Genomic DNA, 13,502 nt, shown 5'->3' with positions numbered 1-13,502 from the left:
GGAAAAATATGCCGACGCAGTTCAAGAGTTAATGACTTTAACCCCGACTAAGCGCTACTTTTACCAACAGGGGATGATAGCTATAAGTCAGATTCAGTCTAGCTCTTAGCCATCTTGTCACCCCCCCAGTTAAGATCGTATATAGCCTTTATCAAAAAGATGAGGTACAATAACAGCAGTGAGTAAACCAATTCCAAATATCTTCTGATGTAACTTCATTAAATGCAAAGTCTATGGCTTTTGCTAACTCTTGATAATTAGGCGTCTTGATAGAACGGAGAATATTTTTAAGTTTTGATCATAAATTTTCAATTGGTGAGAAATCGGGCGAATAGGGCGACAAATATATTAATTTTGCACCTTTCTTTTTGATGGCTTTTTCTATTTTTTATCCGGTATAAATAGTACAATTATCCATCACTACATAAGCACCTTCCCATAATTTTGGTACTAACTTTCGGATGATAAAAGCCTCAAATGTAATTGCATCGGTTGTACCTATTAAATTGACTGATGTTAAGACTTCATTGACCGATATAGCTCCAATTATTGAGACATTTCTTCCGCGTTTATTCGGTTTTGGTCCCTGGGCTCTTGAACCTTTTAGAGACCGAGCATATAACCTAACCCTTGCCAAGTTTACTCCACATTCATCAATGAATATTAAGTCTTTGAAACAAACTTCTCGGATCTTTTGCCAGAACTCATATCGCAGGTTCTGAACTCTGTCAGTGCCTTTATCTGAGGGGAAAAGAGTTTTTTTTAAAAGTCATGTTTAAGAGTTTTGCCATTCTTCCCATCGTTGTTATGCTGATGGTAAAACCAATCTTTTGGTACAGTAAATAACGGAGTTCTTCGAGAGTTGCATCATTATTTTCTTCAATCAATTCCGCTAAAATCAGCAGTTGTTCTGCATTCAGTTTTAATTTAACTCCACATCGCTCAGTTCGAGGAGCAATATTTTGGGTCTCACGATACTGTTTAATCAATTTTTGGACAAAACTCAGAGCTACAGAAAAACGGTTGGCTATTGCTCTTTGTGACAGCGGCTCATTATGGTACACATCCATAATTTTTTGTCTAAAATCAAGAGAATAAGTTTTCATTTTTACTAATGTGTGATACTTGCTAAAATCCTTGATAGTTGTGATTCGAGTGACTGCTGTGAATTCAATCACTCCTATCTATGGGTCGAGGGACTGCTCGCTCCCGCTCCATTTAATTAGATTGCATAACATTACATTTTGGGGTTTTATATTTTTCACTCTGTTCAAGTCAGTTACATCATACCTCATCTTTCTGATAAGTGCTATAGCTTTATTTTCATCTTTTTTGTGAGGTCTCACTAACTACAACTATTAAATATGGTGTTCCCAAGGATCGCCATTTAGCGAAGATTCCCGGTGCCAAAAATACTGAAATTATGCCGCAAGAAATAACATCGCGCTATAATATTACAATTGCCGTACCGCTTCAATCTCCTCAAGCCGTCTCGCCTGGGTAATCTTATGACGATGTACGTACCGGATTCGCAGCCTTCGCAAACAAAAGTCCTCCCTACGATGTATGATTTACCCAGTGAAGACCCGGAGGAACCCGGTTTGCCTGACGAATTCCACGAGTTTCAACCCGAACTGCTGCGTCTAACCTGCCGCCCCGCAAATCATCCGCCAGAACAAATATTTATAGCGACAGACCTCAATCTCTACTACGATTCTAACCATTTCAATTGGTACAAAAGACCTGATTGGTTTGTCGTCTTGGGGGTTCCGAGATTATATCAAGGTGACGAATTGCGCCTGGGCTACGTGATGTGGCAAGAAAATGTCAGTCCTCTGGTAGTAGTAGAACTGCTGTCACCTGGAACTGAAGATGAGGATTTAGTAATTACACAAGAAGCACGAAATAAACCGCCTACTAAGTGGCGAGTTTACGAACAGATTTTGCATATTCCTTACTACTTTGTTTTCAGTCGGTACAACAATCATTTGAGAATATTTCGCTTGATTGGCAATCGTTACCGCGAACAAGTTTTAACCGAACCCAGATTCTGGATACCGGAATTAGAATTAGGTATAGATTTGTGGGAAGGTTGTTATCAAGGTTGTTCGAGGTGGTGGCTGCGTTGGTACGATGTCAGTGGAAATTGGGTTCTGACTCCCGAGGAGTTTGAAAGACAGCGAGCTGAATTAGAAAGTCAGCGTGCCGAATCAGAAAGTCAGCGAGCAAATCCATTAGCCGATCGACTGCGAGCAATGGGCATTAATCCAGAGGAGCTGTAAAATTAAATAGCAGCATGAAATGGTGCAAGCTGCAAGCGATGTCCATAAAAATTTATTAACTAAAAATAACTTATGCCAGACTCTACCTCACTGCGCGATCGCTACCTAGCTCTAATCGACAAAATTGTCGAAATCACCCTCAAAGGTCAAATTCGCTCCAAAGAACAAGTTTATCAAATGCTGGTGCAAGACATTAGTACCGGTACTGGCGAAATCTTTGAACGCTGTTTCGGCGAACGCCTTGATGCCGCCGAAAATCAAGTCAGAAATGAAAAAGACGAAATCAAACAAGCAAAGGCAAATCGCACCCTCCGAGCTCTCAAAACCATCCAAGGAGAATGGGAACGCTGGCAGAAAGATAACCGCGTCGATCGCGCAATTGCATCCTCAATCCAACAAATCGTTACTGCCGAATCTAACGCCCGCCTCCTGGCATTATTGCAAGTAATCGATCCGAATAAAGAACATCCGCTGACTCTGGCTCAATTGCAGCAATTGGCAAAATCTCTGCACCAACAAATGCTGCAAACGGCTAATCCCGAAACCGAACAAGATTTGCAGCAAATCACCGCCGGCATCGCGAAAGGTTTAGAATCTTGGCAGCGGTTGGAACCGGAACTCGTGGGCTGGATTTATCAGCCGCAGCAGCTAGGATTTGCCGGTAGCCCCGAACAAAATGGGCCTTGGGCTTTTTGGGCAAAAAAAGTTAACAGTCCCTTCCCCCAGGCTCTTTTGAATACTATTGCAGTCGGTGAATCTGTAGTTCAATTCGCAGCCCAGCAAGCGAATTTAGATTTAGGCATATTGGTGGAAGCGGCGATTATTTTGCAGTGCTTGCAGCGGGCGTTGGCGACATGGTTTGATAAGCAAGTTTATGATTCCAAAGTGTCAACAAAAGCTTCAATTTCTACTTACATTACTTTTGCGGTAATTTGGAGTCAGCTAGCTAGTGGGTTTAATAATTCTACCAAGAGCGGCGAGCAGTTGGCAAATGCTTGTTTTCAAGTAACTTTGCAAATTTTGCGCGCTTTTTCTCAGCGGGAATACTTTCCGCTTTACGGGGGAATTTTTGCTTCGTTTGATGGTAAAGCCCTGCGGCATACTTTGGATTATTTAGACGAACCGCTGCGGCGAGTTGAAGGCACTCAAGCAAAAGCTCGGATTCTGACGCTTTTGGGTTATTCGATGCAGGCGGCTGGGGCCTACGAGCGATCGATCTTGCTGCACAAGCAAGCGCTGGAAATTGCCCGTACCGAAGGAGACAAAGCTTGCGAAGTTGCCAACCTCAATCACATCAGCCGCAACTATGTTGCTCAAAAAAATTATCAGGAAGCGATTAATTACAGCCAGCGGGCTTTAATTATGGCACGACAAGCGGGAGAGCGACAAGGCGAGGCCAATGCTCTGGCTAATTTGGGTTACAGTGAAGTGTTTCAAGCGCGGCAGTTGGAGGAGGTGGAACCGGAGGTTTACGAGAGTGCGATCGGTTATTTGGAACAAGGTTTGTTGCTATCGGAAAAATTGGGCGATCGCCAAAGTCAAGCTTTTTGTTCCAGCAGTCTCGGTATTGCTAAAATCGCCCTGGAAAATGCTGAAGCTGCGATCGAATATTTGCTCAAAGGTTGGCAAGCGGCTCAATTCTCAGGGGATTTATATTTGCAAGGTCTGAATTTGGCTTACTTGGCTCAAGCTTATTACAGAATCAACTCACTAGAAAAAGCGATATTTGCGGGCAGTTTGGGGATGTATACTTTGGAGCAAATTGGTGCAATGGAGTGGCGTCAATCGGCTGGTTTGTTGACAATTTTGCGGGGTCAAATGGGGGCGGAATCTTTTAAACAATCTTTGGCTAAAAGTCGATCGAATATCATTCCGGCGATCGGTGTTGACGGCTACGATTACATCCCGGAGTTGCTGGAAAAATATCAGCAATCTATTTAACTCTTTGTGGAACAGGCCGGAAAGCCTGTTGCTGAGAGGGGTACAAAATGTAAGTTTTAACTCAGCCAATAGCTGCATTATCAATAAGTCTTTCATGGGCGGACTCTCCTGCCCACCCCACAACCAAATTTAAGTCTTTGTGGAACAGGCCGGAAAGCCTGTTCATGTGTTTTTATGCACCCTAACCTCCAAATAATTAATGCTCAACTATCACCGGTGTGCCAACTGCGACTTTCTCAAATAAAGCCTGTGCGTCTTTATCAAACATTCTGACGCAGCCGTGAGAAGCCGCCCCCCCGATCGACTCTGGATTCGGAGTACCGTGAAAACCAATCACATTCTTGCCATCCGTCCAAAACCCCATCCACCTACTCCCTAATGGATTGTCTGGCCCAGCAGGAATAAGTTCTCCTGTCCAAGGATTTTGCCAAACTGGATCTTTGATCATTTGCATAACTTTAAAATTGCCTGTAGGAGTTTCCCACCCGCCTTTTCCCACAGCAACCGGGAAACTGGCTTGCACCTTATTTTGTCGGTAAACATAGACGCGGCGTTCTCGCAATTTCAGCACTAAACGCACTTCCTCAATAGGATTTACCGCAGGTTTTGGTTCCTGGGGAATATAACGAAATGGTTCTCCCAGGGGCGGCAGTTCTGGGGTTCCGAGATTCGGCAATTTGGTCTCGGATGTGGGCCGCTGCGCCGCGATCGCACTATTACTTGAATTAGCCACCACTTCGGCAATCGCCTGCTGCTGTAGGCCAACCGACAGCGCGGCTGCACTCAAGCTCAGTACAATTAACTTGTCAAACAAAAATTTGCTCTTCACCATTGTTTTGTTCGCTAAACTCCTCACCAGCAGTTCCTACAAAGTTCCTATCTAATTATCCGCCAACCGCACCCGATCGGAAAAATTTTGAGATGGCTTTTTGACGGCCACTGCGCTGCACAGTTTTTAGTTGAAATTTCACCACTGATAACTTGTAACTCAACACAAAGCTTAGGCAATAATACTACGAAAAAAACAAGGTTTTTATAAGCGGCTCAGTGGACTTACGCAAGAGAATGTCGTGAGAAAACCCGGTTTATGCGTAAATATTGCCAGAAAATGATTAAATTATACCTCCGACTAATTTGATTTTTTAGCCATGGCAGACTGGGGATGGCAGACTGGGGATCGAGTATTCAAACTATGGCGCTGCTGTATCCGGCAAGCACACTCTGTCTTTGGGTAGAGTTGCCCCCAGCAACAGTTAGGTTGGCGGAAAAAAACTGCTACGGTCGATCGAATAAACTCAATATATCACGGCAACACTCTAGAGATGCGAACCGCTGAACTTGTTGTAAATCGGGAACTTATGATGTAAAATTTAGTCTTTCAATACTTGTTCGATAATCTTTTTTTGAGATTGTCATAAATTTCCTACTCTGGGGATTAAACTGGATTAGGTATAGAGGTTGGGACTTTCGCGCAGCGGAAGCAAACCCGACCCTGAATAGCAGTTAATGTGAGGTTTCAATGCGTCTTCAGAACATCAAATTATTGACAGGTGCAACACTGTCGGTGGTAATTTCGGCGGTCTCAGTACATCCTGCGATGGCTAACCCTGCAACTCAAATAGCCCAAACGCAAACTACCACAACAGCAAACACTAGAACCATTGTCGGTTTTGTCAAAAGTATTGTCGGCGATGTAGTAACTATTCGCGAAGAAAGCGCGCCGTACAGGACTCTCAGGATTCAAAGATGCGTCCTGAGAATTATTGGTCTAGTACCGGGAATGAAAGTCAGAGCCACCGTCGCCGGATCTCAGATACAAAATATCGCGGTGATCCCCGATTATAAGGTTGTAGCCACAACGGTTGCTCGTCCTGCAACCCCAGCACCGGCACCGCGTCCGGCCCCAGAACCGCCACCGCGTCCGGCTCCTCGTCCGGCTCCGGCTCCGGCTCCGGTTCCGGCTCCCCGTCCGATTCCGGCTCCGGCTCCCCGTCCGGCTCCTGTGAGAGGACTTTGGTAGACCTAGGTTATACCATTTTCGATTTTTGATTTTTGATTTTCGATGGGAATGACCAAAAGCAATGTGGTCTCCAGCCGCGTGATTCATTCGTGGAGCGAGAAAAAAGCTCGAATCCGGATCGCAAGCCCTCGGAGTTATCAGTGGGGTCGCTTTCTTCAATCTAAAATCTAAAATCTAAAATCTAAAATTGATTGACTGATCAAGCTCAAAGTTGGAATCACAGGTCTACAGTTGCATTCTTTTTTGCAACTGGTATCAGTAAATCGAATTAAGCCACCGCGCCGGCGGTGGCTTAGCTGTTTAATACCAGTTAGAATAATAGAATTGTCCAGCAATTGTTGAGAAATCGCTGCTATGTATTACCTGCGTTTCTTGCTGCTAATTCTGCTGTTGCCGATGATTGCGTGCGATCGAGCTACAGATGCGATCGCCCCTGCTGTTGGCGACACCGGGCCCGTGTCGCAAATTCCCTCCCGTGCACCGCTGACAAATGTTGGCACAAATCAAATTGTACCGACCAAACCGCTGTCGCCGCAGCCAATCCGCATTGTTGCAACTTCTTTGCCGCGGCCAGGAGCCAGCGATAGCGCCTCAAAACCTCCTCAAGTAGTACCGATTCCCGCATCGCCAGTGCTGCGAGTGCCTCCTGGCTTTGTCGTTAACGTTTTTGCTGACAATTTAGACGCTCCGCGATGGCTGGCTTTGACGCCGACAGGCGATGTTTTGGTAACAGAAACCCGGCAGAATCGGATTACGCTGTTGCGGGATGCCAACCGCGACGGGGTTGCTGAGGTTCGCAAGACTTTTGCAAGTGCCCAAAACGGGTTAAATATTCCCTTTGGTATGGCTTTTGCCGATCGCTATTTTTTCCTCGGAAATACCGCTGAAGTCCGCCGATTTCCCTACACAACAGGACAGGAACAATTGAGTGGTGCCGGTCAAAAAATTGCCGATTTACCGGGCGGCGGCTATAACCAACACTGGACGCGAAATGTTGTCGTTTCCCCCGACAAGAGCAAGCTTTTCGTATCAGTTGGATCGCAGTCTAATGCCGATGTCGAGCCGCTGCCAAGGGCCTCTGTTCAAGTGATGAATTTGGACGGCAAGAACCAGCAAATTTTTGCTTCCGGTTTGCGAAATCCGGTGGGATTGGATTTTCACCCAACAACGAATCAACTCTACACAACAGTCAACGAACGCGACGGTTTGGGAGATGATTTGGTGCCGGATTACTTCACAAGAATTCGTCAAGGCGAGTTTTACGGCTGGCCTTACGCTTATTTTAAGCCGAATTTGCTCGACCCGCGCCATGCTCGAAACGGCAATAGCGATCGACCTGATTTAGCGGCTAAAACATTAATGCCGGACGTGCTGTTTCAGGCGCATTCGGCGGCTTTGGGGCTTCAGTTTTACGACGGCAAAACCTTTCCCAAAAGATTCTCGAACGGGGCGTTTGTGGCGTTTCGCGGGAGTTGGAATCGGAACGCTGGAACTGGTTATAAAATCGTGTTTGTACCTTTTAATGCCGCGAACGGACGCCCTCAAGGTTATTATGAGGATTTTCTGACAGGTTTTCTGACAGATCCGTCTGGCCCGAAAACTTGGGGTAGGCCGGTTGGTTTGCTGGTTTTACCTGACGGGAGTTTGCTGTTTACTGAGGAAGCGAACAACCGGATTTATCGGGTGCAGTATCGCGGCTGAGGATTGGGCGATGGATTAGATCCCGACTTCTTCAAGAAGTCGGGGATCTGGTTGTTTAGTCAGCTTCAAACCTTGCTAAGTTGAGATTCACCGGAAAGCTTTTGAAAAATTAATAACCTATCTTCTTCCGCAGTTTCGCGATTTAAATCAGACAGTTCGTAATAGGAATCTGTTTCGGGCAAGTAGATTGCCGGTAAATTATCAGGCAGGATTAAATAAGTGTTTTTCACCTGTAAATCCTTGTCTATATCTAATGAATATAGAAATCCGTCAACAGGATTTACAATTAACTCGTGCAATGAAACTTGTCCCTCTATGTAAAGCTTGAGAGTTACTCGTGCAACTCTGAAAACCAACCAGCGATTGTACAAATTATCTACATCGCACCAAGAATAAAGATAGCTATCGCCGTATTCATTCTCAAAAAGCGATAGCAGGGGGCCGTCGAAATACTCTAAATTGACTATGCTTCTGAGAGATAAAGGAAATTTACTTAGTTTAAATCCTATTAATTGTTCCATTTTTTTGTACCTTACAATAAACAAGATGTTATTACAAATTTGGCTGCTCAATCAGCAGTAGCAAATTCATGTAGGCTCAAGTGACCGTTATCATCTATTTTGGAGACAACTCCATCTGTCTTGTCGATCGAGCCTGCTGCTATGTGAGTCCCCAGAGAATCGCGGAGTTTTTTTCTTTTTTTTGTTAGTTTTAAATAACGTTTTTCGGCATTTTCCTTGGTATCAAATAATGATAGCGCATAACCTTGACATCTGGTTGCTTCTGTTTCTGGTTGTAGGTTGCGCTGCGGAGTTATTATCAGCACTGGTTTAAAGTTATTAATAGATCGTTCATCATTGGGTTCAAATACAAATCTAAAAGCCAGCATTTCTTTAGGTTCATAGTCCTGTGGCGGGCATTGAGTTGAAAGCTTATCTATATATTCTTGGTGTTTGAAACACATATTGATAATTTTAGTAGCCGATTTGATTTTAAATTTTAAATGTTAGCAGAAAATCGTTATTTTTTATATCAATTGTAATCCGTGCTTTTTGCTGTAAAATCAGTGGGGCATTCCTCTTAACTATAGTATTTTTAAGTCTGTACAGCAAATAACCTAAAAATTTGGCGATCGCGCTTTAAAATCCGGAACCGGGTTGTTTCAGAAACTCTGCTTCTTCGGGGGTTGTTTCGCGTCCGAGAATTTCATTGCGGTGGGGAAATTTCCCAAAACGCTCGATTATTTCCAAATGCTGCATCGCGTATTCAATGAATGAATCGCTGTCAGGTTCGCCGCTGAGTTGGCTAAATAGTTCGACAGATTTTTGCTGGTTTTCTAAGTTTTCGCTGTGTTCAAAAGGCAGATAAACAAATAATTTTTGTACAGTCAGCAATTCGCGATCGAAGTTATGATTAATAGCGTATTCGGCGGTGGCTAAAGCTTTGTTGTCTGTGGCGAATGCTTGGGGCGTTCCCCGAAACATATTACGCGGAAATTGATCGAGCAGTATAATTAATGCTAGGCAGTTTTCGGGGGAATCTTGCCATGAGTCGAGTTGACCGGAGGCGGCGAGTTCGTATTGCTGCATAAAGCGCGATCGCACTTGGGCATCAAAATCCGCATCTTTTTCAAACCATTTCTTTTGGACTTTGCCAAACTCTGGAGATTGCGATCGACCAAACCAAAAATCTAAAACTTCATTCATTAGCAATCTAGTATGCGATTGATTGTTGATTAAAGCTTCTGTTTCTGTAGTTGCACAAAATGCGATCTCTGCACAACTACAAACCGCAGCGATTAATGATTAGCAATGCTCACTTAGGAACTTTTGTTGTCCGGTGCTTAAATTTACGAATTAGTAAACAGTCTGTCCCAAGTTTGACCTCCCACAATTCCGTCTACAGGAATATCAGCTTGTCGCTGAAATCTTTTCACTGCATTTTCGGTTGTCGGACCGAACACGCCATCAATTACGATCGGGTGTGGGGACAAGCCCCGCGCGTTCAACAACTTTTGCAGTTTCTTCACATCGTGCCCTTTCGATCCGCATTTTAAAATCCTTTTATGGTGTCTTACTGCTGGTCGATGGCAATCATCAGTAGAGCAAACTGCGGAGCCTGCTGCATAGTTTGCTCTACTTGTGCCCGTCAAAACTAATAGGGCGAGAATTGCTAGTAAATAATAAAAAGTCTGTGATCCGGCCATACTTTCCCTGTTAATTTTTCAAGCGTTTTTTGCAAGTTGGACGATTGTTTGAGGGTGAGAAACCGGGTTTATAGGATGGGGGCATCCAATCTTGATTGACCGGGTTTCTGGCAACAGTCAACCGACATTCTACAATATAAGTGGCTTTACTGCAAAATCTCCGATCGTGCAAGTTAAATTTTGTTGCTCTTTGGTAGCAGCAAAGGTAACAATTACTTCGCAAGCAACTGCCACCGTCAGCATTACCAAGTTTCGCGCCAGCGGGTAATCGCAAACGTCATCATTCGCCGCTGAAGGAACCCGATAGTGTTCGTTCCAAATTATTTCGGAGTAATCGGCAGCTAATCCGACGTGCACGCATGGAAGGGAGGCACTCGCACAGTAATCCTTGACTGCTTGTCGCCCGACACTGTTATCAAAAGTATCGATGACTGTGGCGCTGACAGCAAGCAGCCGATCGGCATTTGCGGGTGTCAATTCTTTTGAGTGCGCGTCAATGCTGACTCCCAAAGCGCGGTAGAGGTTGTTGGCGAGAATTTTGGCTTTGAATGCGCCGATGTCCGATCGATAATAGGGTTGAGTGGAAAGGTTGCGTTCCTCAATGCGATCGCGATCGATGACTTTTAACTGACAAAAGCCCGATCGCGCGAGACTTTCTGTAATATTCGCACCCAAAGCGCCCGCCCCGCACACCGTTACCGGGAAATTTTTGATCTGCGACATCACTGCGGCACTTCTGTAAAGTTGTTCGTGAAAAAATATACTCATGGTAATCAAGAATTATCGATTTTCGACTACTCCAACCAATGAATGCAAGTCGAAGTCTTTGTCCAATCCGCTGAGACAAATCCCCGCACTCATAACTGTCAAGTCATTTTTGGCGATCGCAGAAGTGTGGTGTTCTCCTGTTCCGCTAGTCCATTCAACCAGCCAATAATTTTCGCGATCGCAAAAATCCCGCAATTCACCGCCGCCCATTTTTAGCGCCCGCTGCAAGCGCTTTTCTTCCCGCACTTTCGGATCGAAATCTTTAATATTTCTGGACACCAACTCGTAAACAGTTCGCATTTCCGGCGTCATCCCTTTAAAGCGAACTTCTTCAGGCAAAATCAACTTTTTTAAAGCTGCTTTTAACTTCTCAGACGGCAGGGGATCGGCGCGTCTGTCAATCTCTTCAAACCACAAACAATGACCGTCCCAGCGCGCAACAATCGGCTCAAACTGCGAACCTTCACTTACTAAATGAACTGGTAGGGGTTTTGCAACACCAGTGCGCTGTTTAGCATCAGATTCGTTAACAGGATAAGCCAGCCAAGTTTGCCCTTGCAGCACGCAAGCCAACTGCAAGCGAACGGGTACGAGCAGTTGCAAATACTCGGCTACTTGCGGCAAACTCGGTTCATCAATCACCGCAGCAAATTTCTCATTGACTGGCCCAAAAATAGCCCATCCTTCAAAGTTGCGCGGCTGCGGTTGAAAAGTATAAACCATTGAGCTAACCCGTATCCGCACGCTTCCCCCCTGCACGCAAGGAGCCAGGAATTGAGTATCGAGCAGTTGCCCTTCTTGGGCCGCGAGTTGGCTGATTATTTTGCGAATATCTGCCACTGGATTGACCTCCGTAATCTTACTTTTTTAACCGATAGAACTTTTAATTTAAGCAAAAATAAAGCTTTGTAAACACTCTTGACACGAATCCTTACCCTAATATAATATTGAGCGATCATCCAATTTTAATCTTGTAGATCTCTCCAGTAAATATGCTGCAAAAGCTCTTTTCTAAGTTGGTTGTATTGACAGCTTTAACACTTCCGACTTTTGGATCAACCGAGGTAGCTAAAGCTCAGAACACCTATGGAGCTACTGCTTATTCTCCGACTTCTGACGCCACTGGTATTAGTTGGGATTATGCTACAGAGAAAGAAGCACTAAACGCAGCAGTAGCTGTCTGCAATAAACAAAGCGAAGGTGCTAACGATTGCAAAGCGCTGACCTCTAATAGCAATAATTGTGGAGCGATCGCAGTAGGCAAAGGAGGAGCAGGTGCGGGCTGGGCCGGCGATAAAGCAGCAGCAGAAGCTCAAGCTCTCGCCGGTTGCAGCGAACTAGATGGCGGCAACTGTAAAGTGCAGCTTTCAGCTTGCAACAACTAATTAAACGGATCAAAATCGGTGGAAGAGGTGTATATGTGGGCTGCTAAAGCAGCTTAAAAAATAGTAAATGTATGGTGTGCATTGCACACCATACCAAATACAACTCAGCTAAAATGAGGGTACGCAATGCACACCCTACGCAGTTAATCTCCTACTTCGGAAGTAACTGCATCGGGTGGCAGCAAACTTTCTAATCTATCTTTAGACCAATATTCAGTAGGGTAAGCAAGTGCAATAATATCAGAGAGTCGAATCAGCCACGTAACTTGCCCGTAAGCATCGAGATGTTCCGCCTGTTCGTTAGGGGGAACTATCACCAAAAGTTCCACAAACTCCCCGAACAAATTAGTCGGGATGCCGCCGAAACTACTATTATTTGTTTTAATCCAAACTTTACTGCCTCGATCGAGAGCTTCTTGGAGTCGCTGGCAGAGCAAACTGGATTTTTTGAGCTGGGATTTTTTGGCTTTCGACTTTTTTCCCATAGTTTTAAGAAGTTAAAGTAGTTGTATTGTGGGTTGCACAGTTCGTTGCACAGTTCGTTGCACAGTTCGTTGCACAGTTCGTTGCACAGTTCGTTGCACAGTTCGTTGAGATTTAGCGCAATCGGAGTTTGGTATAGAAACGGACTGGAGCAAAAAGGTCGATCGCCCCGCCGCTACCCCATCACTCTAGTCTATAAGAAAGCGCTGTACTGCGATCGTAATAACAATTTAATCGCAAAATGGGGAAATGACACCAGCTCAAAAAAAATGCCACTGTCGCCAAACTCCAAACCCTGGTTGTCATCAGTGATTCGCAATCTAAAATCTAAAATCTAAATTGGTATTACCTGCCGTATCATGTTACACAATCAGTCAACGAGGTCGGTGTTTCTACTGTGCCCAAATGCAGTATAATCGGCGGAATCTTCCCAAATCGTTTAAGTAAAACAATGGACTGGCGAAAGCTCATTCATCCAAACTCGAAAGCTTCAACAAGTCAACCAGCAGCCCCAGAAACTCGATTGTCTGTAGAATTTTTGCTGGGGCTCTTTGCTGCGGGATGGACTCAACAGCAGGTTTTAGAGAAATATCCTGCACTCACTGCAGAAAAGTTGCGCGCGGCTTTGGCTGGTGCGGATTCCCAGTTAGTGTCATCCATCGCTAATCCAGAATTACAAGAAATTATTGCTCAAATTAGAGAATAATTTACAATGC

At 44.7% G+C, this 13,502-nt stretch carries 14 protein-coding genes and 1 pseudogene; 6 read left to right on the top strand and 9 right to left on the bottom strand.

Annotation, left to right across the window (positions count from 1 at the left end; translation table 11 throughout):
• Positions 1-151 precede the first annotated feature (151 nt).
• Positions 152-1,106: pseudogene (locus QUA47_RS10315) on the bottom strand (IS630 family transposase).
• 402 nt (positions 1,107-1,508) lie between these two features.
• Here QUA47_RS10315 and QUA47_RS10310 point away from each other — a divergent pair.
• Positions 1,509-2,282: a Uma2 family endonuclease gene (locus tag QUA47_RS10310; RefSeq protein ID WP_333430667.1), complete on the top strand. Its 774-nt coding sequence runs from the start codon at positions 1,509-1,511 to the stop codon at positions 2,280-2,282.
• A 72-nt stretch (positions 2,283-2,354) separates the two neighbouring features.
• Positions 2,355-4,223: a tetratricopeptide repeat protein gene (locus tag QUA47_RS10305; RefSeq protein WP_333430666.1), complete on the top strand. Its 1,869-nt coding sequence runs from the start codon at positions 2,355-2,357 to the stop codon at positions 4,221-4,223.
• A 196-nt stretch (positions 4,224-4,419) separates the two neighbouring features.
• On the opposite strand, the gene QUA47_RS10300 is transcribed toward QUA47_RS10305, so the two are convergent.
• A complete protein-coding gene (locus QUA47_RS10300; protein ID WP_190736546.1) occupies positions 4,420-5,055 on the bottom strand; it encodes a L,D-transpeptidase in 636 nt (211 codons plus the stop codon).
• A gap of 687 nt (positions 5,056-5,742) precedes the next feature.
• Between QUA47_RS10300 and QUA47_RS10295 the strand changes: the two genes are divergently transcribed.
• Positions 5,743-6,243 (top strand): autotransporter, encoded by a 501-nt coding sequence (locus QUA47_RS10295; RefSeq protein ID WP_333283725.1) that lies wholly within the window; start codon positions 5,743-5,745, stop codon positions 6,241-6,243.
• A 354-nt stretch (positions 6,244-6,597) separates the two neighbouring features.
• On the top strand, positions 6,598-7,944 hold the full coding sequence (locus tag QUA47_RS10290; RefSeq protein ID WP_333430665.1) for a sorbosone dehydrogenase family protein: 1,347 nt from the start codon (positions 6,598-6,600) through the stop codon (positions 7,942-7,944).
• A gap of 65 nt (positions 7,945-8,009) precedes the next feature.
• Here QUA47_RS10290 and QUA47_RS10285 read toward each other — a convergent pair whose 3' ends face one another.
• The 6 genes from QUA47_RS10285 to QUA47_RS10260 all read right to left on the bottom strand — a co-directional run bounded on the left by QUA47_RS10285 (position 8,010) and on the right by QUA47_RS10260 (position 11,758).
• Positions 8,010-8,465, bottom strand: a complete 456-nt coding sequence (locus QUA47_RS10285; RefSeq protein ID WP_333402715.1) for a DUF6575 domain-containing protein — start codon at positions 8,463-8,465, stop codon at positions 8,010-8,012.
• Between the two features lie 47 nt (positions 8,466-8,512).
• Positions 8,513-8,908 carry a hypothetical protein gene (locus tag QUA47_RS10280; protein ID WP_333430664.1) on the bottom strand — a complete coding sequence of 132 codons (396 nt, stop codon included), beginning with the start codon at positions 8,906-8,908 and terminating at the stop codon, positions 8,513-8,515.
• A 175-nt stretch (positions 8,909-9,083) separates the two neighbouring features.
• Positions 9,084-9,650: a DUF924 family protein gene (locus QUA47_RS10275; RefSeq protein WP_333430663.1), complete on the bottom strand. Its 567-nt coding sequence runs from the start codon at positions 9,648-9,650 to the stop codon at positions 9,084-9,086.
• Between the two features lie 143 nt (positions 9,651-9,793).
• Entirely contained in the window at positions 9,794-9,973 is a 180-nt protein-coding gene (locus QUA47_RS10270; protein WP_333256899.1) for a peptidoglycan-binding domain-containing protein, read from the bottom strand.
• Positions 9,974-10,279: 306 nt separating this feature from the next.
• Positions 10,280-10,918 (bottom strand): ThiF family adenylyltransferase, encoded by a 639-nt coding sequence (locus QUA47_RS10265; RefSeq protein ID WP_333283714.1) that lies wholly within the window; start codon positions 10,916-10,918, stop codon positions 10,280-10,282.
• Positions 10,919-10,930: 12 nt separating this feature from the next.
• On the bottom strand, positions 10,931-11,758 hold the full coding sequence (locus QUA47_RS10260) for a hypothetical protein (protein ID WP_333430662.1): 828 nt from the start codon (positions 11,756-11,758) through the stop codon (positions 10,931-10,933).
• A gap of 152 nt (positions 11,759-11,910) precedes the next feature.
• Here QUA47_RS10260 and QUA47_RS10255 point away from each other — a divergent pair, with 152 nt between their 5' ends.
• Positions 11,911-12,303 (top strand): DUF4189 domain-containing protein, encoded by a 393-nt coding sequence (locus tag QUA47_RS10255; protein ID WP_190657024.1) that lies wholly within the window; start codon positions 11,911-11,913, stop codon positions 12,301-12,303.
• A gap of 143 nt (positions 12,304-12,446) precedes the next feature.
• Here QUA47_RS10255 and QUA47_RS10250 read toward each other — a convergent pair whose 3' ends face one another.
• Complete coding sequence (locus QUA47_RS10250; RefSeq protein ID WP_190657022.1) at positions 12,447-12,788, bottom strand: hypothetical protein; 342 nt, start codon at positions 12,786-12,788, stop codon at positions 12,447-12,449.
• A 449-nt stretch (positions 12,789-13,237) separates the two neighbouring features.
• Here QUA47_RS10250 and QUA47_RS10245 point away from each other — a divergent pair, with 449 nt between their 5' ends.
• Complete coding sequence (locus QUA47_RS10245; RefSeq protein WP_333283710.1) at positions 13,238-13,492, top strand: DUF433 domain-containing protein; 255 nt, start codon at positions 13,238-13,240, stop codon at positions 13,490-13,492.
• The last annotated feature ends 10 nt before the right edge of the window (positions 13,493-13,502 follow it).

It is taken from the genome of Microcoleus sp. MON2_D5 (assembly GCF_036701905.1).
Taxonomy (GTDB): domain Bacteria; phylum Cyanobacteriota; class Cyanobacteriia; order Cyanobacteriales; family Microcoleaceae; genus Microcoleus.
This window is presented reverse-complemented; position numbering and strand designations above follow the sequence as displayed.

Bases quoted from the DNA above. Each gene is read 5' to 3' on its own strand.
- QUA47_RS10285 (WP_333402715.1), bottom strand. From the start codon at position 8,465: ATGGAACAATTAATAGGATTTAAACTAAGTAAATTTCCTTTATCTCTC.
- QUA47_RS10255 (WP_190657024.1), top strand. From the start codon at position 11,911: ATGCTGCAAAAGCTCTTTTCTAAGTTGGTTGTATTGACAGCTTTAACA.
- QUA47_RS10300 (WP_190736546.1), bottom strand. From the start codon at position 5,055: ATGGTGAAGAGCAAATTTTTGTTTGACAAGTTAATTGTACTGAGCTTG.
- QUA47_RS10295 (WP_333283725.1), top strand. From the start codon at position 5,743: ATGCGTCTTCAGAACATCAAATTATTGACAGGTGCAACACTGTCGGTG.
- QUA47_RS10280 (WP_333430664.1), bottom strand. From the start codon at position 8,908: ATGTGTTTCAAACACCAAGAATATATAGATAAGCTTTCAACTCAATGC.
- QUA47_RS10250 (WP_190657022.1), bottom strand. From the start codon at position 12,788: ATGGGAAAAAAGTCGAAAGCCAAAAAATCCCAGCTCAAAAAATCCAGT.
- QUA47_RS10275 (WP_333430663.1), bottom strand. From the start codon at position 9,650: ATGAATGAAGTTTTAGATTTTTGGTTTGGTCGATCGCAATCTCCAGAG.
- QUA47_RS10305 (WP_333430666.1), top strand. From the start codon at position 2,355: ATGCCAGACTCTACCTCACTGCGCGATCGCTACCTAGCTCTAATCGAC.
- QUA47_RS10245 (WP_333283710.1), top strand. From the start codon at position 13,238: ATGGACTGGCGAAAGCTCATTCATCCAAACTCGAAAGCTTCAACAAGT.
- QUA47_RS10290 (WP_333430665.1), top strand. From the start codon at position 6,598: ATGTATTACCTGCGTTTCTTGCTGCTAATTCTGCTGTTGCCGATGATT.
- QUA47_RS10265 (WP_333283714.1), bottom strand. From the start codon at position 10,918: ATGAGTATATTTTTTCACGAACAACTTTACAGAAGTGCCGCAGTGATG.
- QUA47_RS10310 (WP_333430667.1), top strand. From the start codon at position 1,509: ATGACGATGTACGTACCGGATTCGCAGCCTTCGCAAACAAAAGTCCTC.